This window comes from Opitutaceae bacterium TAV5 (assembly GCA_000242935.3).
GTDB lineage: Bacteria > Verrucomicrobiota > Verrucomicrobiia > Opitutales > Opitutaceae > Geminisphaera.
Genome location: CP007054.1, coordinates 32,453 through 54,280 on the forward strand (window position 1 = coordinate 32,453; position 21,828 = coordinate 54,280).

19 protein-coding genes are annotated in these 21,828 nt (G+C 54.6%); 7 read left to right on the plus strand and 12 right to left on the minus strand.

Annotation, left to right across the window (positions count from 1 at the left end):
- Positions 1-1,194: 1,194 nt before the first annotated feature.
- From OPIT5_00150 to OPIT5_00170, 5 genes are all read right to left on the minus strand, one after another.
- Positions 1,195-1,449, minus strand: coding sequence for a hypothetical protein (locus OPIT5_00150; protein ID AHF94979.1), 255 nt, complete (start codon positions 1,447-1,449; stop codon positions 1,195-1,197).
- A 136-nt stretch (positions 1,450-1,585) separates the two neighbouring features.
- A complete protein-coding gene (locus OPIT5_00155; protein ID AHF94980.1) occupies positions 1,586-1,915 on the minus strand; it encodes a hypothetical protein in 330 nt (109 codons plus the stop codon).
- A gap of 105 nt (positions 1,916-2,020) precedes the next feature.
- The gene (locus OPIT5_00160; GenBank protein AHF94981.1) at positions 2,021-3,538 is read right to left on the minus strand and encodes a hypothetical protein; all 1,518 of its coding nucleotides are present in this window, start codon (positions 3,536-3,538) and stop codon (positions 2,021-2,023) included.
- Between the two features lie 6 nt (positions 3,539-3,544).
- Positions 3,545-4,087: a hypothetical protein gene (locus tag OPIT5_00165; GenBank protein AHF94982.1), complete on the minus strand. Its 543-nt coding sequence runs from the start codon at positions 4,085-4,087 to the stop codon at positions 3,545-3,547.
- Positions 4,088-4,230: 143 nt separating this feature from the next.
- Positions 4,231-5,094, minus strand: a complete 864-nt coding sequence (locus OPIT5_00170; GenBank protein AHF94983.1) for a hypothetical protein — start codon at positions 5,092-5,094, stop codon at positions 4,231-4,233.
- 755 nt (positions 5,095-5,849) lie between these two features.
- On the opposite strand from OPIT5_00170, the gene OPIT5_00175 reads away from it, so the two are divergent.
- The 5 genes from OPIT5_00175 (at position 5,850) to OPIT5_00195 (ending at position 9,748) form a co-directional block, all read left to right on the plus strand.
- Positions 5,850-6,713 carry a hypothetical protein gene (locus tag OPIT5_00175; GenBank protein AHF94984.1) on the plus strand — a complete coding sequence of 288 codons (864 nt, stop codon included), beginning with the start codon at positions 5,850-5,852 and terminating at the stop codon, positions 6,711-6,713.
- A gap of 143 nt (positions 6,714-6,856) precedes the next feature.
- Positions 6,857-7,399, plus strand: a complete 543-nt coding sequence (locus OPIT5_00180) for a hypothetical protein (protein AHF94985.1) — start codon at positions 6,857-6,859, stop codon at positions 7,397-7,399.
- A gap of 6 nt (positions 7,400-7,405) precedes the next feature.
- Entirely contained in the window at positions 7,406-8,923 is a 1,518-nt protein-coding gene (locus OPIT5_00185) for a hypothetical protein (GenBank protein AHF94986.1), read from the plus strand.
- A gap of 105 nt (positions 8,924-9,028) precedes the next feature.
- Positions 9,029-9,400 (plus strand): hypothetical protein, encoded by a 372-nt coding sequence (locus OPIT5_00190; protein AHF94987.1) that lies wholly within the window; start codon positions 9,029-9,031, stop codon positions 9,398-9,400.
- A 93-nt stretch (positions 9,401-9,493) separates the two neighbouring features.
- Positions 9,494-9,748 (plus strand): hypothetical protein, encoded by a 255-nt coding sequence (locus tag OPIT5_00195; protein AHF94988.1) that lies wholly within the window; start codon positions 9,494-9,496, stop codon positions 9,746-9,748.
- A 1,086-nt stretch (positions 9,749-10,834) separates the two neighbouring features.
- Here OPIT5_00195 and OPIT5_00200 read toward each other — a convergent pair.
- The 5 genes from OPIT5_00200 to OPIT5_00220 all read right to left on the minus strand — a co-directional run bounded on the left by OPIT5_00200 (position 10,835) and on the right by OPIT5_00220 (position 17,591).
- The gene (locus OPIT5_00200; protein ID AHF94989.1) at positions 10,835-12,049 is read right to left on the minus strand and encodes a hypothetical protein; all 1,215 of its coding nucleotides are present in this window, start codon (positions 12,047-12,049) and stop codon (positions 10,835-10,837) included.
- A gap of 920 nt (positions 12,050-12,969) precedes the next feature.
- Positions 12,970-13,722 (minus strand): hypothetical protein, encoded by a 753-nt coding sequence (locus OPIT5_00205; protein AHF94990.1) that lies wholly within the window; start codon positions 13,720-13,722, stop codon positions 12,970-12,972.
- A gap of 281 nt (positions 13,723-14,003) precedes the next feature.
- Positions 14,004-14,291 carry a hypothetical protein gene (locus OPIT5_00210; protein ID AHF94991.1) on the minus strand — a complete coding sequence of 96 codons (288 nt, stop codon included), beginning with the start codon at positions 14,289-14,291 and terminating at the stop codon, positions 14,004-14,006.
- 2,154 nt (positions 14,292-16,445) lie between these two features.
- The gene (locus OPIT5_00215; protein AHF94992.1) at positions 16,446-16,649 is read right to left on the minus strand and encodes a hypothetical protein; all 204 of its coding nucleotides are present in this window, start codon (positions 16,647-16,649) and stop codon (positions 16,446-16,448) included.
- Between the two features lie 594 nt (positions 16,650-17,243).
- On the minus strand, positions 17,244-17,591 hold the full coding sequence (locus OPIT5_00220) for a hypothetical protein (GenBank protein AHF94993.1): 348 nt from the start codon (positions 17,589-17,591) through the stop codon (positions 17,244-17,246).
- Between the two features lie 252 nt (positions 17,592-17,843).
- Here OPIT5_00220 and OPIT5_00225 point away from each other — a divergent pair, with 252 nt between their 5' ends.
- A complete protein-coding gene (locus tag OPIT5_00225) occupies positions 17,844-18,185 on the plus strand; it encodes a hypothetical protein (protein ID AHF94994.1) in 342 nt (113 codons plus the stop codon).
- Positions 18,186-20,382: 2,197 nt separating this feature from the next.
- On the opposite strand, the gene OPIT5_00230 is transcribed toward OPIT5_00225, so the two are convergent.
- The gene (locus tag OPIT5_00230; protein ID AHF94995.1) at positions 20,383-20,505 is read right to left on the minus strand and encodes a hypothetical protein; all 123 of its coding nucleotides are present in this window, start codon (positions 20,503-20,505) and stop codon (positions 20,383-20,385) included.
- Positions 20,506-20,681: 176 nt separating this feature from the next.
- Positions 20,682-21,470: a hypothetical protein gene (locus tag OPIT5_00235; GenBank protein AHF94996.1), complete on the minus strand. Its 789-nt coding sequence runs from the start codon at positions 21,468-21,470 to the stop codon at positions 20,682-20,684.
- A gap of 90 nt (positions 21,471-21,560) precedes the next feature.
- Between OPIT5_00235 and OPIT5_00240 the strand changes: the two genes are divergently transcribed.
- On the plus strand, positions 21,561-21,803 hold the full coding sequence (locus OPIT5_00240) for a hypothetical protein (GenBank protein ID AHF94997.1): 243 nt from the start codon (positions 21,561-21,563) through the stop codon (positions 21,801-21,803).
- Positions 21,804-21,828 lie beyond the last annotated feature (25 nt).

Below are 21,828 nucleotides of genomic sequence, written 5' to 3' on the forward strand. Positions count from 1 at the left end.
ATGATGACGCATTTATAATCCTCATCAAGTATGGTGGGGTGGAGAAATTATTTAAAGTGGAGCTTCCGAATTCTACAAGATATTGGTTGCTGCCTACAGTCATTGCCGCAGCCTTTCTTTGTTGATACTTGATTTCGATGAGGTTGATTCCTTTGTTTATATCCGTAAGCCGTAATGGAAGCCCTAACGAGTTATATGATATTGAATATCTGCTCATGTTACCCGAAAAGGCCATGGAACGCAGAAGGCCATTTTCGTAAATTAATTTGGCTCCAGATTTATTATCCGAAAGTGATATTGTCCGATTGCCCGACTCTTTAGTCCCTTTCCATCTACCATCGGATGTTTCGAAATAGATTATACCATCAGGTCTTGGTCTTCTGGCCAGTTTCCATATAGTACCGTCCGGCCTGTGCCAGCGTAGGAGTCGCTGGGATTCTTCTATTAAGCGTGACTCAAGTATTGGGAGAAACCAGCCTTGTCCCAAGCTTCCTTCATTAAGTCGTGGGTCACTAGAAAAAATGATTCGCAGGGGTACCTTAACATGATCCAAGTTTATTGTATCTATGTCGTAATACCATCTAGCATAACCGTATCTGTCCGCTGATCCCAAACGATATAGATTTCCGTTAAAAGAGAAATCCGACTGAGCTTGTAGCCCGGCATGGGTTAATAACGGAATGATAAAAATAAAAGTCTTGTAAAGATTCATATTTTATCAAACCATTTGTTTCATGGTTGGTCTTAAATTTAATCGGTGATGGAGTCCTCGTTCATTGAATCAAAGGTTTCCAGGAGCATGGAATCCCCGCCGTTGGGGGGATTGTTGGGATTTCCGCAACCGGGGGCTTCCGGGTTTTCATTACAGGGATCACATTCCGGTAACGAAGGATTAGCGGTACACGGATCGCAGTCATCTGCGATTCCTTGGGAAGGGAGGAGAAGGTGAGCTGCCCCTGCCATTGCAAGAATAAGAAAACCAGTTTTCGTGCTCATCGGAATATTCGTGTTGTTCACCACGAACCAGTACTTTTTTTGACTTCCAGTCAATCTGAATATCTAATAGGCCGGAAAAGTTGTGGCGAGCGTGTATAAATGCCATTTCCTTGAGCGCGAAATGCGGGAAAAACTGTTGACAATGAGTGATTGGGCCACGGTGGGCGGATTTGGAGGGGGGTATCTGTGATGTGCCGGTCAAACCTGATGCCGGAAGACCTTCGGGAAGCGTGTCTGGAGGTCGTTGCGGATGGAGTCGGAGTAGGTTGCAATGGCATTTTCGGAAGCTGTGTAGGCGGTGCCATCTGGATCGACTACGGAGACTGCTTTGATTAGGCCATCGTAGTGTTTTTCCATGAATGACTCGTTGGCTGTAAGTTGGGATGCGACTGGTTCGGGGAGAACCTCCCCGGCGATGGATTCGATGTGCAGGTAGGCGGTTGAGCGGTTCATGATTGGAAAGTCTTGGAACTGTTTGGAGAGTTGGGAGTGATGATCGGGCCGGTGGAGGCTGTTTGAAGGTGAATTGGTGATGCCAGAATGCTGTCAGGATGCCGGCGGTGGCGGAAGGCGTGGGGGAGGGAGGCGGTTATGGTTGTGCCTCGCCGGGGTGCCGGTGTTTTTTGGCGAGGCGGAGGAAGTCCGCGGAGATGGTGACGGCCAGGCCGAGCAGTGCCAGATTGGCGAGGTACCACAGGGGGAAGATGCCGAGGAGCGCGTGCCGGTGTCCTGCGGTTGCGAATTCGGTCCAGCCGGGGATGGGGGAATCCGGGAATATTGTTCCTGCCGAGAGGTAGCTACAGATGAAGAGTACGGGGAGGACGGAGAGGAGAAACCAGCACAGGGTTCTTTTTTTCAGCACTAGGTAGGTTGCTGCGCTCAGAACGGCGATGAAGTAGGCGAGTTGCACAGCGAGCATGGCATGTACGAGTATGGATGGAGTGCTGTTTTGGTAAAGACCTTTTCCGGGCGGTGCAGGGGGCTGATTACAGCAGGCGAGTGGCTGTAGGCGCCACTACCTGAGCTAGGGGGAACCGGATTTTTTGCGGTGGTACTGGATGAGTTTGTTGCGGAGTGCGGCGAGAGCGGGGTCGGGGCGGCGTTTGTTGAAGGCGGCGAAGGCGGCGAAGTTTTTCCTCTTTGCCTTTGCCTTTGCCGTAGCCGGCGGCGGCGAGGCGGCGGGGGGAGTGCCGGCGTCGGCCTGGCGTGCGAGGCGTGCGGCTTTGTCTTTGGCGAGTTTTTTGTTGTGGCCCTTGAAGCGCCCGGGGGCGCGGGGTTTTTTCGTTGGAGAGGAGGGGGGGGCTGCGGAGCCGGCGCGGGCCGTCGGGGTGGCGGTGCCGGCCGGGGGGCTGGCGGGTGAGCCGGCCTCGATGGCGGCGGCGGGCGGTGCGGGAAGATCCGGTGCGGGTGGGGCTGCGGGGGAGCTGGCGCGGGAGGGGGGAACCGTCATCCGGGCGGGGGGGCTGGCGCGGCGGTTGCGGCCGCCGGAGCGGCCGGAGCCGGCGGCGGCGGGCGGAGGGCCGGGCTCGATGCCGGCGGGGGGGGATTCGGGAGGGGGCTCGATTGCGTGCGATCTGGGGGGTGTGTTTTTGCGGGAACGTCCGGATGGCCGCGCGGAGGGCGCGGAGGGTGCGTGGCGTTGGCGTGGCGGGGTGTCTGGCGGGGTTGCAGCCTTCTCCCCTGCCCCGGGTTTGGTCCTTTTCGCGGGAGCGGCGGGAGCCGGCGGGTTAGGCGGAGGGGTTTCGCCGGCCGGTGCCGGCGGTACGGGATCGAGGAGGGGGTCGGATTCGGGACCGGGAGCGGGTGTGGCGCGGTGGAGCCGGAGGAGACGGGAGGTGGTGCGGACGGAGACGCCGGCAATTTTGGCGAGCTTGCGCTGGTTGAGTTTCGGGAACTGTGTTTTCGCCTCGAGTATTTTTTCGAGGAGGAACTGGTCGAGGGAGAGGACAGGAGGGGGGATGTCCTCGCGCTGGAAGTTGATGGCGGCGATCGTGCGGTCGTTCTGGACGACGCGGGCCTTCTGGAGGCCGTCCATGACGTTTTTGGCAAAGTTGTCGATGTCGCCCCGCACCCATGGGGGGATGCCGTTGTGTGGGGCCCAGGCAAGGAAGGTGCGCTGGGGATCGATGTGGGAGCAGACACGGGAGGGGGGCTGCGGGGGGGGCAGGTCGAGGGCCTTGCAGGCCAGGCCGATCCTGTTCTGGAATTTCTGGCTCTGGTAGTCGGTGACGAGGCGGGGAGGGCCCTTGCCGGTGGGGCTGGGCAGGGCGGTGGGCCGTCCCATGACGACGGGAGGGATGTCCAGGAGCAGGCAGGTCCAGTGGAGGGTGAACCAGGAATGGGCGAGGAAGAGGGGTCGGCCGGTGGCGGAGCGGACGACGACGGTTTGCAGGCCGCTGGAGATGTCGGGGAGGGGCTGGTTGGGAGGGCCTTCGGCATCGAGGAGTGAGGCCAGGAGGCGGTCGAACAGTTCGGAGGTCGTGGAGGACGGGGAAATCCCGAGCTTCCGGAATTCGCGGATGTATTCGATGAGGGAGGACATGGCGGTCTATCGCTTGCGGCCGTGTGCGGCCGTGGTGGATGTGTCTGGTGCAGGTGGAAGCGGAGCGCCGGTGCCGGCGGGCCCGGCCCGCCGGGAGGCCTCGGGGATTTGTGGATGCACGTCCGGGAGGGGGATATGGCCGTCGTGGTTAGCGCCGGGAACCTCGCTCCAGTCGGGTTCGGGATCTTCGTCCTGGTCCCATTGTGTCATGTCGCGGGCGATCTGCCGGGCTTCCTCCTCGCGCATGCGATCGTCGTCGGAGAGACCGCCGGCGGTGCCGGCATCGAGGCCGGCGCGCGCGGCCGCGGTGGACGTGGAGGATGCCGGCGTCGCGCCGGCAGCGGGAGACCGGCGGCGGTGCAGCTCGGAGAGTGCGGCCGCATGGCATTCGCGGAGGTTGGCGAACCATGCGCCGGCACGGACGCGCTCCAGCTCGGCGTCGGGGATACGTGCGAGGTGTTCCGGGGAGACATCGAGGATCGAGGCACAGAGATCCGCAGGGAGATCCGAGGATTTCCAGGTGATGATGTCGTCGGAGTGAAGGGACATCGGAGTCAGGTGGTTGCGTTGATGATGTCGTCGGAGAGGGCGAGGAGCCGGGCACGGAGGCCCGGGCTGGCATGCAGCTTGCCGGAGGCCTCGAAGTATTCTAGGATTGGATACGAAGTGGCATCCGGCAGGTTTTCCGGTGATCAGACGCGGGCTTGGGTGAGGCGGACCGGTGCGGAGGCCTTTTGGGTCTGTGTGGTTGTCCGGGGAGCCGGAAGGGGCGCAGAGTTGCCTTTGGATTTGATGACTTCGTACTCTTCGCGGGCTTGTTTGTTGGCGGTGGTAATATCCGGGGCCTTGCCCTGGACCACGAGCATATTGGCATAGGACGAGATGACGGTGTTGTGGAGTTTCATGCCGGTAAATTTCGTGGTCTTGGCAAGGTTGGTGCGCATGACTTCGTACCAGTTTTCGACCGGGGTGAAAGCCGGTTCCGGCGGTGCCTCCACCACCGGAGCCGGACTGAGGGTCCGGAATTTCTGGGAGACAGGGAAAGCGGCCTTGAGCAGCGTCCCGACAGCGGCGGGGTGCAACCAGACGGGATCTCCGGTTTCGGAGAATAATCCGAGGGGAACGAGCCGGCCGGCGACCGCCCCGTAGGCTCCCGGTGCGAAAGTCGGCAGGGCGGCGAGATGGGTCGGCTGCCCTGCCGAGCGTTTGAATGCCTCTCCTGCCTCGAAAAGAATCCGGGCTTCGGTTGCGCTTGCGGGCGTCCCCTGACGCCCAAACTGGAGGTGCACCATGTTCGAGGTGCGCCCGTAAGTAGCGGCGAGTGAGAGGACGGTTTCATTGACGGCCTCCGCAAAGTCGGCCTCGATGGCGCTGCCTTCGGTGAGTTGGTTCACAACCGTGAGATCCTGGCCGTATTCGAGTGGCGGAGAATCCTTGATGGGGTAGTGGGGGGTGAACCCCGACATGCTCTTTTTCAGACGCTCGCGTATCCGTCCTGTCAATACGATGGCGCGCGGGCTGAGGTCGATTTTTCTGGCGAGTTCCGAAGTAGTCATAGGTTGATAAAACGGACACTAGCTAGCTAGCTAGTACAGTGAATGCAACCATAAAAGCAAACAATAACCCATCTTTGGGTATGTTGCTCCCTACTGGCGAGTACAGCAAGCCATTCACGCCCGGAAACCTGCCTCTGGGGGCGAATATCGGGCCGTGGCGTCTCTCCCTCCCGGTTGGGCGGTGTGCAACCGGCCGGATGGTAGGCCGGCGGTGCAGCGGGTCGGGCACGCCAGCCGTAGGGCAGCACCCGCCCGCGCCTCTCCCCGCTCTCCGGTCGCGGTTTCCCTCCTTAGACTAAGGCTTAGACTAAGACTTAGATTAAGGCTTAGAGTAGCCTAGACCTTAAGTCTTAAGCGCGCACACTAGCACTTAGTTTTACTTAGTGCTTAAGTGTGCGCGCTAGACTAGGTCTTAAGGCTTAACTCTTAGCCTAAATCTTAGTCTAAGTCTTAGCCTAAGTCTTAGGAGGGAAACCGCGACCGGAGAGCGGGGAGAGGCGCGGGCGGGTGCTGCCCTACGGCTGGCGTGCCCGACCCGCTGCACCGCCGGCCTACCATCCGGCCGGTTGCACACCGCCCAACCGGGAGGGAGAGACGCCACGGCCCGATATTCGCCCCCAGAGGCAGGTTTCCGGGCGTGAATGGCTTGCTGTACTCGCCAGTAGGGAGCAACATACCCAAAGATGGGTTATTGTTTGCTTTTATGGTTGCATTCACTGTACTAGCTAGCTAGCTAGTGTCCGTTTTATCAACCTATGACTACTTCGGAACTCGCCAGAAAAATCGACCTCAGCCCGCGCGCCATCGTATTGACAGGACGGATACGCGAGCGTCTGAAAAAGAGCATGTCGGGGTTCACCCCCCACTACCCCATCAAGGATTCTCCGCCACTCGAATACGGCCAGGATCTCACGGTTGTGAACCAACTCACCGAAGGCAGCGCCATCGAGGCCGACTTTGCGGAGGCCGTCAATGAAACCGTCCTCTCACTCGCCGCTACTTACGGGCGCACCTCGAACATGGTGCACCTCCAGTTTGGGCGTCAGGGGACGCCCGCAAGCGCAACCGAAGCCCGGATTCTTTTCGAGGCAGGAGAGGCATTCAAACGCTCGGCAGGGCAGCCGACCCATCTCGCCGCCCTGCCGACTTTCGCACCGGGAGCCTACGGGGCGGTCGCCGGCCGGCTCGTTCCCCTCGGATTATTCTCCGAAACCGGAGATCCCGTCTGGTTGCACCCCGCCGCTGTCGGGACGCTGCTCAAGGCCGCTTTCCCTGTCTCCCAGAAATTCCGGACCCTCAGTCCGGCTCCGGTGGTGGAGGCACCGCCGGAACCGGCTTTCACCCCGGTCGAAAACTGGTACGAAGTCATGCGCACCAACCTTGCCAAGACCACGAAATTTACCGGCATGAAACTCCACAACACCGTCATCTCGTCCTATGCCAATATGCTCGTGGTCCAGGGCAAGGCCCCGGATATTACCACCGCCAACAAACAAGCCCGCGAAGAGTACGAAGTCATCAAATCCAAAGGCAACTCTGCGCCCCTTCCGGCTCCCCGGACAACCACACAGACCCAAAAGGCCTCCGCACCGGTCCGCCTCACCCAAGCCCGCGTCTGATCACCGGAAAACCTGCCGGATGCCACTTCGTATCCAATCCTAGAATACTTCGAGGCCTCCGGCAAGCTGCATGCCAGCCCGGGCCTCCGTGCCCGGCTCCTCGCCCTCTCCGACGACATCATCAACGCAACCACCTGACTCCGATGTCCCTTCACTCCGACGACATCATCACCTGGAAATCCTCGGATCTCCCTGCGGATCTCTGTGCCTCGATCCTCGATGTCTCCCCGGAACACCTCGCACGTATCCCCGACGCCGAGCTGGAGCGCGTCCGTGCCGGCGCATGGTTCGCCAACCTCCGCGAATGCCATGCGGCCGCACTCTCCGAGCTGCACCGCCGCCGGTCTCCCGCTGCCGGCGCGACGCCGGCATCCTCCACGTCCACCGCGGCCGCGCGCGCCGGCCTCGATGCCGGCACCGCCGGCGGTCTCTCCGACGACGATCGCATGCGCGAGGAGGAAGCCCGGCAGATCGCCCGCGACATGACACAATGGGACCAGGACGAAGATCCCGAACCCGACTGGAGCGAGGTTCCCGGCGCTAACCACGACGGCCATATCCCCCTCCCGGACGTGCATCCACAAATCCCCGAGGCCTCCCGGCGGGCCGGGCCCGCCGGCACCGGCGCTCCGCTTCCACCTGCACCAGACACATCCACCACGGCCGCACACGGCCGCAAGCGATAGACCGCCATGTCCTCCCTCATCGAATACATCCGCGAATTCCGGAAGCTCGGGATTTCCCCGTCCTCCACGACCTCCGAACTGTTCGACCGCCTCCTGGCCTCACTCCTCGATGCCGAAGGCCCTCCCAACCAGCCCCTCCCCGACATCTCCAGCGGCCTGCAAACCGTCGTCGTCCGCTCCGCCACCGGCCGACCCCTCTTCCTCGCCCATTCCTGGTTCACCCTCCACTGGACCTGCCTGCTCCTGGACATCCCTCCCGTCGTCATGGGACGGCCCACCGCCCTGCCCAGCCCCACCGGCAAGGGCCCTCCCCGCCTCGTCACCGACTACCAGAGCCAGAAATTCCAGAACAGGATCGGCCTGGCCTGCAAGGCCCTCGACCTGCCCCCCCCGCAGCCCCCCTCCCGTGTCTGCTCCCACATCGATCCCCAGCGCACCTTCCTTGCCTGGGCCCCACACAACGGCATCCCCCCATGGGTGCGGGGCGACATCGACAACTTTGCCAAAAACGTCATGGACGGCCTCCAGAAGGCCCGCGTCGTCCAGAACGACCGCACGATCGCCGCCATCAACTTCCAGCGCGAGGACATCCCCCCTCCTGTCCTCTCCCTCGACCAGTTCCTCCTCGAAAAAATACTCGAGGCGAAAACACAGTTCCCGAAACTCAACCAGCGCAAGCTCGCCAAAATTGCCGGCGTCTCCGTCCGCACCACCTCCCGTCTCCTCCGGCTCCACCGCGCCACACCCGCTCCCGGTCCCGAATCCGACCCCCTCCTCGATCCCGTACCGCCGGCACCGGCCGGCGAAACCCCTCCGCCTAACCCGCCGGCTCCCGCCGCTCCCGCGAAAAGGACCAAACCCGGGGCAGGGGAGAAGGCTGCAACCCCGCCAGACACCCCGCCACGCCAACGCCACGCACCCTCCGCGCCCTCCGCGCGGCCATCCGGACGTTCCCGCAAAAACACACCCCCCAGATCGCACGCAATCGAGCCCCCTCCCGAATCCCCCCCCGCCGGCATCGAGCCCGGCCCTCCGCCCGCCGCCGCCGGCTCCGGCCGCTCCGGCGGCCGCAACCGCCGCGCCAGCCCCCCCGCCCGGATGACGGTTCCCCCCTCCCGCGCCAGCTCCCCCGCAGCCCCACCCGCACCGGATCTTCCCGCACCGCCCGCCGCCGCCATCGAGGCCGGCTCACCCGCCAGCCCCCCGGCCGGCACCGCCACCCCGACGGCCCGCGCCGGCTCCGCAGCCCCCCCCTCCTCTCCAACGAAAAAACCCCGCGCCCCCGGGCGCTTCAAGGGCCACAACAAAAAACTCGCCAAAGACAAAGCCGCACGCCTCGCACGCCAGGCCGACGCCGGCACTCCCCCCGCCGCCTCACCGCCGCCGGCTACGGCAAAGGCAAAGGCAAAGAGGAAAAACTTCGCCGCCTTCGCCGCCTTCAACAAACGCCGCCCCGACCCCGCTCTCGCCGCACTCCGCAACAAACTCATCCAGTACCACCGCAAAAAATCCGGTTCCCCCTAGCTCAGGTAGTGGCGCCTACAGCCACTCGCCTGCTGTAATCAGCCCCCTGCACCGCCCGGAAAAGGTCTTTACCAAAACAGCACTCCATCCATACTCGTACATGCCATGCTCGCTGTGCAACTCGCCTACTTCATCGCCGTTCTGAGCGCAGCAACCTACCTAGTGCTGAAAAAAAGAACCCTGTGCTGGTTTCTCCTCTCCGTCCTCCCCGTACTCTTCATCTGTAGCTACCTCTCGGCAGGAACAATATTCCCGGATTCCCCCATCCCCGGCTGGACCGAATTCGCAACCGCAGGACACCGGCACGCGCTCCTCGGCATCTTCCCCCTGTGGTACCTCGCCAATCTGGCACTGCTCGGCCTGGCCGTCACCATCTCCGCGGACTTCCTCCGCCTCGCCAAAAACACCGGCACCCCGGCGAGGCACAACCATAACCGCCTCCCTCCCCCACGCCTTCCGCCACCGCCGGCATCCTGACAGCATTCTGGCATCACCAATTCACCTTCAAACAGCCTCCACCGGCCCGATCATCACTCCCAACTCTCCAAACAGTTCCAAGACTTTCCAATCATGAACCGCTCAACCGCCTACCTGCACATCGAATCCATCGCCGGGGAGGTTCTCCCCGAACCAGTCGCATCCCAACTTACAGCCAACGAGTCATTCATGGAAAAACACTACGATGGCCTAATCAAAGCAGTCTCCGTAGTCGATCCAGATGGCACCGCCTACACAGCTTCCGAAAATGCCATTGCAACCTACTCCGACTCCATCCGCAACGACCTGCGCAAACTGTATCCTCACGAATATCGGGATAAACGATGACCACCAAACTCAGAAACATCCAGTCATATGGATGTAGTCATGCGTGCCCAATTCGCTCTACTGCTTCCAGAATTGCATCCAGCATTAATGTTGCATTACGATAGCAAATAAACCCGAACGAAAAGAGAAACTATTGCACGGTAATCGTAACAGGTGCAGCCAACATGAAACGCTGGACCTCGACACCAGGAGAAGAGGTACCTCTTCTCACAATGATCAGGCGTCCACTTGGAATTCCCTTAGCGAACTCTGAAAGGGTCGAACTCCGGGATACCCCAGAACCGGCCGCACAGTGAAGCGCATCAGAATAGGGGCCGATATCCACCCACACAGAATCGGATGGGTGACTGTTTACAACCGTCAATTCATACTTCAACTGATTAATCCGTTGAACAATAAGGCGCGAGGCATTTGTGCGCCCGCCAGGTGTCTCATCCCACTCCTGATAAGCACTGGTCGAAAGGTGGCTACTCCATGCGGTTGGCGCAACGGTGCTTCCGCTTTCCCAACTATTATCCCAAAGTGAATTGAATACATCAAGTTCAGTAGGGCCGGCAGGAAAAGTCAACTGACGTGAAAGTGGAGTGAGCATCGACACGAGTAAATACCTCTGGGAGTATTCATTATCAGGCCCGACGAGGAAAAACCGTTTCCACCGCCGTGAATTATACCAGACACCGGGTTCGGTCGGATCTAATGTTGAACCGATAAGCCTCTCCTGTCCACGAATCCTAGAAATCTTCTGCTGCCAGTCAGCAGAGGTAACGACAGCTTCTGAAGCAAGAAAATCATTTAGACCCAATGGGGGTTGAGCAATCGTGGAATTGCTACCAATACCAGTACCGTAGAGAGCCCCAACATTTCTCAGGGTATCTACCTCCTCAAAACTTCTTTCAATGTCTTCTTTCAGTCCGGCGAGAATCTGCCTTTCGGCACGATTCTCGGCGGATTCAAGCATGCTCTGCACAGCCGGCGCTACGGCACCGGCCAGAATTCCGAGTACAACAATAGCAATGAAGATTCCGAGAAGCGTAAACCCACGTCGATCCATGCGCGAGTATCCAGACGAAGAATAATTAAACATAATTAGTGACCTCCAGAAAGTGTGGTGACTAGGCCAACAATAGGCAGGAATACGGAAAGACCGGCGGTAGCGGCAAACAGGCCTAGCAATATCATCATGGCAGGTTCAAGCGCGCTAATTGCAATATTAATTCTGTTAGTGGCCTCTCGCGAATAAAAATTACCAAGCTTTCCAAATATCGACAGTAGATTATTCTCACCCATGCTCACAGCGGTAACAAATTCGTTGGGAAAAGTCTTTTCCTTTTGAAAAGCATCCCCGATCGTAGCCACACGATTATCCAGCAAGTGCTGTCGCACCCGATCAACGGCAGAACCCACAAGTGCATTTCCGCATACTTTCGATGACATCTCAAGTGTGTCAACAGACTGAAAGCCGACAGAAGTAAGCGTGGCGTAGGTAGTGCAAAAGCGAGCGAGAGCAGAGGCCATCAAGGCTGGCCCGAGTACTGGAGTCCTTGAAGCTAGCTTAAAAATCAGCATTTGCACGATGCTAACCATACAGGCTCTCCAGGCAAAAACCGGGACGAGAACTCCAGCCAGAATCACGAATGCTGGATGGGAGGTCACGAAATCAGAAATGCTAAAAAAGACACGTGACAATAAAGGCAACGAGTCATAAGGTATCATATCAGTAATAAAACTCTTGAATTTCGGAAGCGTATAACCAAATAAGACTCCGAAAGAACCTATACCAGCAAGAAGCCCGATAATCGGAACGAAGAGTCCCTTAGCCAGATCTCCACGAATTATTTCCATCTTTCGATAATACTCACAAGATTCGATCAGTCCCTTGACAAGAGTGCCGGCCTTTTCATGGGCCTTGATCATATTCAGCACAGAGTCGGGGAATACCCTAGAAAACTGACCGAAGGCATCTCCCACCTGTCCTGAATCCTCGATCCTGCGGGCTATAAATGCCATCATATACCGTAACTTACCTTGCGGGACACGTGACACCGAAGACCGCATGGCGACATCGATTTTCGCACCGGACTCCAAGAGCAAAGCAACAGCTTCCAGTGCCATGAGGAGTCCTTTGCGCTTAACGCGAAGCCGATGATTTTTGTATCTACCTTCATTCTTCTCGTTAATCTTGATAACGAACCCTCCACGTTGCTTAATAAGATCATCCACCATTGACACATCAATGGCATCTACGCGTTCGTTCGCGATTCTGCCCCGGCGGCTTACATAATTTGCGATGTAGGTTGGCATCAATTTTTGGGGACCTGTACGATGATCGTCTTTCCTTCCGGGATCAAAAAATATACTCCGTCAAACTCCATCACAACCTCGTGTCTACGAATAAACGCCAGTGTAAATTGTCCGATTTGTTTCTCACCTCGTTGCAACGGAAATCCATTTAACAAAACTGTTGGCTCCGGACCAATGATAATTGCCTCAAGGCGGAGTGCGTATTCGGTGACAGAGGCTTTTGTTGTTACCCGAATTCCCCAAGGATTCCGTGGATTTTGTTGTTGAGCCTCGCTGCCGTTCCGAGGCCTGTTAATAAGCAAATTACCCGTTTCATCAGGTATCAGGATATTGGGCGGCAATGGTGGTTCAGCCCAAGTCGTCTTAGCCAAATCAGCACCAGCAGGGTTTGAAAAACTCGGAGTCTCATCAAGGTCAATGCCGATCAAACTTGTTCTGCTCAGGTTATATTCAAGTGATACCGCTCCCTCGGACGAAGGAATGGTTGAGTCCGGAGTTTGAGCAATAACAATAATCGGGAGATCGGCGGTGCCGAAATTACATTCATTGTGCTGAAATGTTGCATATCCAGACAGGACACCTCCTTCTTGCAACAACATTGACACTGGTTCGCCCAACAGAAGGGTGGGTATTGTAAAAAGTAGAACAATTTTGATTCCTCTCATAAATTCACGGAAACCGACTCTGTGCCTTGTCAAGCAGGCTGCGAAGTCCCTCTACGATGTTACACATTTCGCCAAGATCTGCACGGCGCTTTACGATCGTCTCATCAAGGGTTTTCAGTTCATGTCTTGCCTCAACAACTATAGACCGTGCTTTGTTGAGGGAAGCGACGATGAACTCTGCCTCGCCTTTTAATATTCCAATTTTTCTGTCAATCTCCACAAGGTCATGAAGCGTATCGGAGAGCGAATCGCCGGCTAATTTTCGTCCATCGGTTGCGCTATAACCATGTAGGTCCGTCCGTTGCTGACAAACGGTTGCGCCTCCGGCGGTACTTCCACCACAACTAGGCGATTCTGACCCTCCGTTTCCAGAAGCCGGAACTGGTAGGCTTGTTGAAGCCGCTGTAAGTTCTTCAATTCGTTCTGGGCATCCGTCCTGCTTGCAGATAGGGCTTTGTTCACCACCAGCAGGGACCGGTTTTCCTCCTGCAACGCTAGATTGTGCTTTCGAATCGAAGCAAGGGCTTGATCCAGCGCCGACCATTTTCCCTCCATCGTCGCAATCTCCTCTTTCACCCGCTGTGCCTTCTCTGTCAGGGAGGCCAACTCTCTGAGGGAGTTTTCCTGCTTCTCCGTGATCATTGACGGATTCGTTTGGCCGATCTTCAAAAAGAGAAGATCGGCCTTCCATAGAAGAAGAGTTGCCGCCAGAAGGGTAAGAATCATGCTCGATATAATCCCCGTGAAGATTTTTTTGCGCCTGCTCATCGTCCGCTCCATTGCAAGCAACTGATTCTGGAGAGATGAGTTCTTCTCTAGTTCCGTCCTCAGCAAGCCCTCCTGCTTCTCCATCGCCTGGGCCAGACGATGCAAAGCCGACAGGCTCGTCTCTTCCACGAACTGCCCGAGCAGTTGAGCCAGCATCACGCGGATTTTCTCCATTCTTGCAGCCTCCCGCTGTTGCATCTCGTTCTCCAGGGACTCGCGAAAAGACATAGCTACGTTCATATTGCAGGGTTTTGTTGGGTTGCCCATCGGTTAATTCATCCTCATAAAGTCTAACTACCCAATCCTCTGCTGTGCCGCCATCTCTACAAACGAGAACATCAACGTCTCCAAATTTAATGATTAGCTGTGATTCATCAATCTGAGTGAATGGTATAGAACGGTCTCTAGCCAGAGCAGCAAGTTTATCGAGAGAAATTGCCTGATCATGAAAATCAAGTGAGAGGAACATTGCACGAACAGAGGCAATGGCATTCATTTCCAATGAAGACATGCACGATACTTCACTCACTCTTTGTACCCTCCTCCATTGAGGTTTGTGCCGTCTTCAAGGTATCAATAGTTTGATCAATTAGTTGCCTGAGCCTCCCCAAATCGAGCCGGGCCTTGTTAAGTTCAGTTTCACGTAAAGCAATCTGAGCCAATAAATTTTCTTTTTTATCAGTAAGAGCAGTAATCTCCGCCTTAATTGCATCCGCATCTTTCACGATCGCCAGGCGACGCCTAATCTCGCTTGCCCTGCCGGGATCGTTAGTGATAATCTCAGCGAACGGGGGATTTCCATATAACATCAGAACCTCTTCAACCGCGGCGGTAATTTTATTTTTTATTTCTTCCAGTTTACTCTCGCTTAATGTTTTCGTGCCAGATGTAGCAGAATTCGTAGACGGGGGTTCCTCGCCAGAGGGTATCTGTTTTCCACCAGAATCGGTCGCAGTATTGTAATTAACAATTCTCGAACGAGGGACTGGCGCAATTTCGGCCATTGCGGTGAAACAGAAACCGACAAGTGCCACCTTGATTGATAATATAAACATAGCTATACGGATTTTCATTTGCTGTTATTTCCTGCTGTAAAGTATGAAAATTGAAATCGAACTGAAGCAAAGCGGCGAATGCTCAAGTCTCCATCACTTACAATGGCAACCTCACGAATTGTAGCAAGGGGACTGGCACTCTCCAATTTTTCCAGCGATGCAACCACAAACGGCCAGTATGCAACGGACGGTTCTACATAACGAACTTCGCCGATTACCTGCGTACCGGGAATATTTGGGTCCCCAGCAAGATGACGATATTGCCACGATTGGCCAAACTCACTTATTAGCGATCCAACAACGCCAGGAGCCAATAATTGCTGTTCCCAAGACTCGGATCTTTCACGAGCTTCGGCCAACGCATGTTCGTTACCCTTTCCCTCAAGGTCAGATATCTCCGCAAGCCGAATATTCATTTGTTGTCTGTATGCCCTTGAGGCAGATAATTTTGATTTATCTGCGCCACGATATAAAATGGATGCCACGGCAACGGAAACCAACGAGATCGCTGCGGCAACTACCCAAGTTCTTGAAACTTCGTAACCCTTGTACATTCTAATTTCCCTTCAATTTTGCCTTGATTCGGTATTTTTTGGGTCCGGTTGTATCGTTTTTCACTTCGGAATTGTAAACTTCACACCCATCGTACCCAAAGCGTTGCATTTGAGTAGCCAGACCGAGTAAATCACCTCCATCAACTAACTGGATTACGGTTCCAGTAACGTTACCATCCTGATCAATGTTGAGCTGGGTGATGGTAAAACTATCAGGAATCGCATCACCCAGATTGGTCAACGCTCTCGCACGACCTTTCGGAAGCTTAATACTGCCACCAGTATATAGCTTATCAATTCTTTCAATCTCGGCGATATTTGCCAACAGGATTCCTTTGCGCTCTTCAAGACCAGTATATTCCCTTATTGCCTTTTCCCGAATATTGCTAATATCCTTTGTCGCATAATGCCACTTAATCCCAACTACTACCGAAATAACAACTAATACAGCGACAAAACACTTGAGGATATTGTTTACAGGATACGCTCTCGGAAATGCATCCCACAAATTGGCAGGATTCCGAGGGTTCAATGATGATACCGCTTTTGAGAACTTGTCAAACGTGACTGTAGTCGCATTTGACTTTACTTGGTCCCATATACTTTGTCTATCTACAAGTTTGTACCGAAGTGCGTCAATATCTTCCTGTGCGCCTAGAACAGCCCACGACTTCGAAGCATTGTTCCCAATTATCCCTGTAGCCGAAATCTTTTCAGCAATTCCCGGAATTGCGGCTGGTTCTAATAAATTATGTATATCAATACCGTGTATCGACCCAATGCGCCCACCTCCTGGAGCAGGAGCGGTAAAAATCGCAACAAAATCCTTTGCCACAAAAAAAGCCTGCGTTGCATTCGTTGCATGCATCGTCGCCGTATATAACGACCACGCAGCCTTAACGTTGAATCCGCGACTTTCAATAAAGTCACCAAATGCCTGTAACCCCGGGACAGTCTCGAGATGAAACCATCGCCTTGCCGCCCCAACCGAACCTTTTGCGAGTGGTTCCACCCCCCACCCGACAGTTCCACTCGTCAACATCGGGAAATTTGCCTGAGTTACCTGAAGCGAACTGAAAATATTGCGGAAGTTTCGGGTAATTAGTGGAACTTCCACGCGTTCATGGGTGATCCCGAAAGGCTCCCAGATGATAATACATGATGCCCCTCGTCTTGGTGTGTTACCATCATCGAACCAGTCTTCCAGTAACTGAGCCGGAGTCTTTCCCGGCGGATTCTCATTCTCCGAATCCCCTGAATGTCGACCCAAAGCAATCCATTCACCAGACCGGATTACATAACAACCCCACCCAAGAACAAGGAATACCCACGAACCTTTGATATTCATGGCATGCTAAAACGCTGCAAGGTACACGTATACGTCAACCACCCCTGTGTCTGACCCGAGGTAGGTTACCTGTCCGTTAATCTGGTCATTCGTGCCTTCTTCACTTGTATCGGTCAGTAATGCGTCGCCATTTATGCCGCGCGCGAGTTGATAGGCCTCCCCGGCAGGGACATCCTTGAACACTATGTATGCCACACGACCCGCGGGCAAACCACTTGTACCCCCGTTTAGGCGGAAATTTGCACCTGTACCCGGTGTCGCACTGGTATCAACGGGCCGGCATTCAAGTCTCGACACCGAGTCGTAGCTTTTACCTGTCGCAACGATAGCACCGCCATCGACATTTCTCCACTTCTGCGTCCGGGTGTTGAATGCCAGTTCCCCTCCGGAATCACCGTCGGCACGTGCAAAGGCCTGACTTCCCAATTTTGGACGAAAATAGGTTTCCATCAGAGGGGGTTGCAATGAAACCAGAACGTGCTCCAACCTTGCAAAATTATAGAAGTCTGTAGCCGCCGGGGCGGCCCCGGTTTCAACGGGTATCGTCCCTGTTCCTGCTTCAGTCAAAGGCAATGTGCCTCCCAGCCTTGACGAGGCTTCAGCAACAATTGCCTGATTGGTTTTAATATCAGAAATGGCAGATGAAATCCGGGCCATTTGCTGGACTTTGGACCCAACGGGGACCAAGACCCCTGCCAGTATCCCGATAACCGCAATAACGGTTAGTAGTTCTATCAACGTGAAACCACGCGTATATGTTTTTATATGTTTTTTCATCATTAGTACCTCCTATCGGTAATTCTGTTATGAAGCGTCCATACTGCTCGCTGCCAGAACCTCCTCGATTGTGGTCAAACCAAGTGCAGCTTTAATCACTCCATCTTGTGCCATGCTTCTGTTAACCAATGCCCCTGTCTCATATTCTGCTGAATAAACTCCTTCGGCAGTCCCCAGATCGAATTCATTTTTTTCCGCCGCCAGTTGCTCGCGAATTTCTCTCTTGATTGCCCGCAATTCGAAGATAGCGAGCCTGCCTCTGAAACCGGTTCCATCACAATGAGCGCAACCCGGACCGGCCTCATAAAAGAGGGGTTTTTCCAGAATTCCCTTTCCAACCGCCCGATCCAGAATAACCCTGTGCTCTTGCACCATCGAATTATTATGAGGATGGTTTTTCCGGCATTTGGGGCAGACACGTCTGACGAGTCTCTGCCCTAGCAGTAGTTGTGCGGCCGCTGCTAATAATGCGGGTTCGACTCCAAGATCCAGCAGTCTGGGTATCCCGCCAAGCGCGGTATTGGCATGCGTTGTCGTCAATAGCATGTGTCCTGTCTGCGCGAGGCTCAATCCTGCTCTAGCTGTTTCCGGGTCCCGCATTTCCCCAAGAATTATTATGTTCGGATTATGACGCACGAGTGCCCTAAGAATATCTGCATACCCCATTCCCTGAATGTCAGGGTACGCCTGAATTTGTGTTACCCCGCGCAGGCGATATTCAACTGGATCTTCGATCGTGATAACACGTTTTTTGTGTATATCCAGATACTGGACCGCTGCAACCAGTGTTGTACTCTTTCCGTGCCCCGTTGGACCACAGTTCAGAACCAAACCTTCCGGCTTGCGTACGCATTTCTGGTAAAGAGCAGCGTGATCCTGCAACATCCCCAATTTCGACAAATCGCCGATCTGGGCGTCCTGATCGAGAAATCGAATCACAATACTTTCCCCATTGATCGTAGGGATTGATGAAAATCGCAATGAAAGACGACGGGAACCGTATCGTCTGATTGCGGCTCCGTCCTGTGGCCGCAACTTCTGGACAACATCCAGGCCTCCGAGCCCCGTCACCTTTACCTTTCCATCTTCACCTCGGCCTGCACTGAGTTTGACTGCCGAAGTCAACCTCTCCTTGTCAGCTTGACCCTCTACAGCCTGCTTTGCAACCAACTGTCCATCAATCCTGTATTTGATCGTGGTGGTTTTCTCGTCAGGAATGAAATGTATATCCGAGGCACCGGGTGTAAGTGCACACTCGCGATATATCCTCTCAACTAAATCTGCCCATTCGTTTTCATCACGAATAGCTATTGTACTTACGTGTACTGTTTCTATCGCGGCAGCGATGTCCGATCGTGGCGCGACAACAAAGCGATACCTTAAACCGGCCAGAGCGTATTTTACCTGGCTAAATTGAGGGATTTCCGGGTCGTGAATTGCAATAATTACGGTCCCCCCCTCACGCCTCAAGGGTAGTGCTCCCCGGATTCTGGCAATGCCCGGACTAAGCAGCCTGACGACATCATGTTCAGTATTTGCCAGTTCGCTTTGAGAAGCTAATTTCAGACCAGTTATTTCGGAAATCCAGCGAGCGACTTCACCTTCAGTCGCAAACCCGAAATCAACGATCGCTTCGCTGAATGCCTTACCTCCCATTCTTTCGCGGTAACTGTCGATCAAGGACGCAACCTGTGCGTCTGTAATTCCTTCTTTCTCCAACCGTTCACATAGTGCCTTGTTCTGTGGCGTCAAGGCATCTGCAACATACCTGCGCGGGTTATATTGTTCAACAGATTCCAATGTTACCTCACTTATCATGATTCAACAATCTGCACCTTGTGCGGTTGCTCCTCTTTTGGGGTGCCTGTTGCTTCATCCTTTTCCGCTGTGGGTTCCCTCCCCTGAATCCCATCCTTGGATATCGCCCTCATAACTTCTGGCGACAAGCTTTGATCCGGGGCGGGAAGATCAACCCGTCGTGGAGAAGGAAGTAAGGGATCCTCAGCTTCAACAGATATCAGAATAGCCAGTTCACTTCGCCGTGAAATCTTCCCGTCAGTCCTGAACAAACCTCCAATGCCCGGAATCGCGGATAAAAACGGGACCCCCCTAGACGTGGTTCCGCTGGTTTCCTCGATAAACCCACCCAATATTGCCGTTTCTCCATTCCGGAGCACCACGGTGGACCGGTAACGCTTGACACCAACGTTATAGGCGGTGCTACCGCCATCAGGCGAGGTCACGTTACCGCGAAAGTCTGTTATTGTTGGCGATACAGATAGCGTAGTGACCAGTTGGTCATCAACCTGCGGTGTTACCTCCAGAACATTCCCAAATGAGATTGTCTCCTTACTATAGTTCGTCTCTGTTGTCGGAGTGACCCCTGTTGTTGCTTGGTTATAGGTGGTCTGGGATTCCTTGCTGAAAACCGGCCTATCTTCCGAAATCTGCATAAGGGCCATCTGGTTGTTCAATGCAGATACCGTGCTCCTGTTTGTAACAGTTACATCGCCCTGTTCTTTCAAGGCGGAGATCAGGGCACTTACTTTTCCGGACGCTATAACTGCCCGAAACGTTTCACCCGGCAGCGTCACCCCGCCTACATCGCCCAAGTTTGTCGTCAAGCTACCTGTACCACTGCCCGTCTCCCCGTTAATTCCAGTGAATGAACCCCCGACAACCGGAGCGTTTCCACCCTTGCCGATTGAAAAAGCCGCTATGCTCCAATCTACCCCCATTTTCTGGCTATCCGCCAAGTCGACACGAACTAACCGGACCGCTATTACCACAGAACGCCGCACGCGTTTCATCACCTGATTGATATATGTTTCAACCTCTGCATGTGTCCGTAATGAAGCAGTAAGTTGAACAAGCCCTGCGAATCTGTTGATAACAAGCCGCTCGTCTTTCCCGACAAAAGCTTTGGCATCCTCCTCAAACCTGCCCCAGAAATCAGCCTCACTCTCGCTGGTTAATGACACGCTTGAATCCCCGCTACCGTTGCCTTCGGAATTATTGGAATTACCGGACCGGCGGTAACTGGACGAACTACTCCCTGAATTATTCGAATTGCTCGCGGATATGTTTACGCTGGCGCTGCTGCTCATTGTCTGGGATAGTTGCAAGTAATCAACCGAATAAACCTTTGTAACAAATCGGTGAACTATTATGTACGAATCGCCCTCACTACCATCGATTTCATAATGCCATCCATGTGGCCGGCATATAGCGTCGAGTAATCCGCGTAACCTTGTACCAGTGACACGAAAAGATACCTCGCCTGAAACATCCGAATCCATAATAATCGGGATGCCGTAACTTCTCGATAGTGTATCAAACACATCACCGACTGGCCGAGGGCTAGCAACAACAAAATGCGATACCGGTGTTTCTAGCGCCTTTTGTATAGTTGAGCGAGTTTGCGCACTCGCGCATATCGCACAGAGCAAGAATAGGGCAATGAATTTAGATATTTTGTATGCCATACATGCGCCCAATCAGTTGAAATTGCTGGGAAGTAATGTGTTTCCGGTTATGTAAATGACGTAACATTGCTCTCGGGACCGGGGAAAACCTGACTACCTCCTCCGCGCTATATTCCTTGCTCAAGAAGAGTTCTTCAAGGTGCTCTTCAAAAGTAAACATCCCATCCCTCCTTCCTGTCAGCATCGTGTTTTTTATCTGGTTGAAATCTGCTCGCGCAATACATCCGCTGATTCCCTCGTTGACTATCATCAATTCATAATTCGCACGCAGTTTCCCTTCTCTTGTCGGTATCAGTCTCTGTGACACTACCCCCAGGAGCGCGGTGCTAATTGAATTCAAAAAGAATTCCTTTCCCTCCCCTGGAGAAGCCGTGATTAATCGTGAGATGCTTTGTTCTGCGTTCCCCGTATGCAAAGTCCCAAAAACCAGATGACCTGTTTCTGCCGCTTCCACCGCATACCGTATGGCTTCCGGTTCACGCAGTTCCCCGAACATGATTACGTCGGGATCTTCACGCATGGCTGACTTTGCAGCCTCAATAAAATTCTCGATATGACCATGACCATATGGTCCCACTTCATGCTGCTGCACCAGTCCTTTCCTCGATCTGAATATTGTTTCAATCGGGGCCTCGTAGGTGATTACTTTGATCGGCTGGGTCTCGACAAGGTGGTCAATGATTGCAGCCAAAGTGGTTGACTTCCCCGAACCTGTCTGACCCGTTGCCAAAACTAGGCCGGCACTCCGTGAGTGTATCAGTTCGATCAACGCCCGAGGTGTGCCTAGTGCGGTAAGTGGACGTGGCGCATCCGCCAGAGAGCGCAGATTAAAAGAAAATCCGGTTTGTCCAACTTTGGCATGAACCCGGAATCGCTTTCTCGACCCATCCAGGTCGATTTCCACACTTCTGTCATCGGGACTGAAAAAAGTCCGCTTTTCACGTCCCTCCTCCTTAGTAAGCGATCTCCAAGCCTCAAGGGCCTCTTCTTCCGCTATCGGCCTGTCACCAAGATAACGTATATCCCCATAAACCCTGAGGGCCGGCTTTTCCCCGGGGGTAAAATGCCAGTCACTCGCCCCATCAGCGACCCCTTCCCGTAACCACGAAGCTATCTGCCCGCTTGCG

Bases quoted from the DNA above. Each gene is read 5' to 3' on its own strand.
- OPIT5_00165 (AHF94982.1), bottom strand. From the start codon at position 4,087: ATGTCCCTTCACTCCGACGACATCATCACCTGGAAATCCTCGGATCTC.
- OPIT5_00155 (AHF94980.1), bottom strand. From the start codon at position 1,915: ATGCTCGCTGTGCAACTCGCCTACTTCATCGCCGTTCTGAGCGCAGCA.
- OPIT5_00180 (AHF94985.1), top strand. From the start codon at position 6,857: ATGTCCCTTCACTCCGACGACATCATCACCTGGAAATCCTCGGATCTC.
- OPIT5_00240 (AHF94997.1), top strand. From the start codon at position 21,561: ATGAACCCGGAATCGCTTTCTCGACCCATCCAGGTCGATTTCCACACT.
- OPIT5_00210 (AHF94991.1), bottom strand. From the start codon at position 14,291: ATGTTATATGGAAATCCCCCGTTCGCTGAGATTATCACTAACGATCCC.
- OPIT5_00225 (AHF94994.1), top strand. From the start codon at position 17,844: ATGACGCACGAGTGCCCTAAGAATATCTGCATACCCCATTCCCTGAAT.
- OPIT5_00205 (AHF94990.1), bottom strand. From the start codon at position 13,722: ATGAACGTAGCTATGTCTTTTCGCGAGTCCCTGGAGAACGAGATGCAA.
- OPIT5_00220 (AHF94993.1), bottom strand. From the start codon at position 17,591: ATGGTGCAAGAGCACAGGGTTATTCTGGATCGGGCGGTTGGAAAGGGA.
- OPIT5_00190 (AHF94987.1), top strand. From the start codon at position 9,029: ATGCTCGCTGTGCAACTCGCCTACTTCATCGCCGTTCTGAGCGCAGCA.
- OPIT5_00160 (AHF94981.1), bottom strand. From the start codon at position 3,538: ATGTCCTCCCTCATCGAATACATCCGCGAATTCCGGAAGCTCGGGATT.
- OPIT5_00230 (AHF94995.1), bottom strand. From the start codon at position 20,505: ATGTTTCAGGCGAGGTATCTTTTCGTGTCACTGGTACAAGGTTACGCG.
- OPIT5_00200 (AHF94989.1), bottom strand. From the start codon at position 12,049: ATGCCAACCTACATCGCAAATTATGTAAGCCGCCGGGGCAGAATCGCG.
- OPIT5_00195 (AHF94988.1), top strand. From the start codon at position 9,494: ATGAACCGCTCAACCGCCTACCTGCACATCGAATCCATCGCCGGGGAG.
- OPIT5_00170 (AHF94983.1), bottom strand. From the start codon at position 5,094: ATGACTACTTCGGAACTCGCCAGAAAAATCGACCTCAGCCCGCGCGCC.
- OPIT5_00150 (AHF94979.1), bottom strand. From the start codon at position 1,449: ATGAACCGCTCAACCGCCTACCTGCACATCGAATCCATCGCCGGGGAG.
- OPIT5_00175 (AHF94984.1), top strand. From the start codon at position 5,850: ATGACTACTTCGGAACTCGCCAGAAAAATCGACCTCAGCCCGCGCGCC.
- OPIT5_00185 (AHF94986.1), top strand. From the start codon at position 7,406: ATGTCCTCCCTCATCGAATACATCCGCGAATTCCGGAAGCTCGGGATT.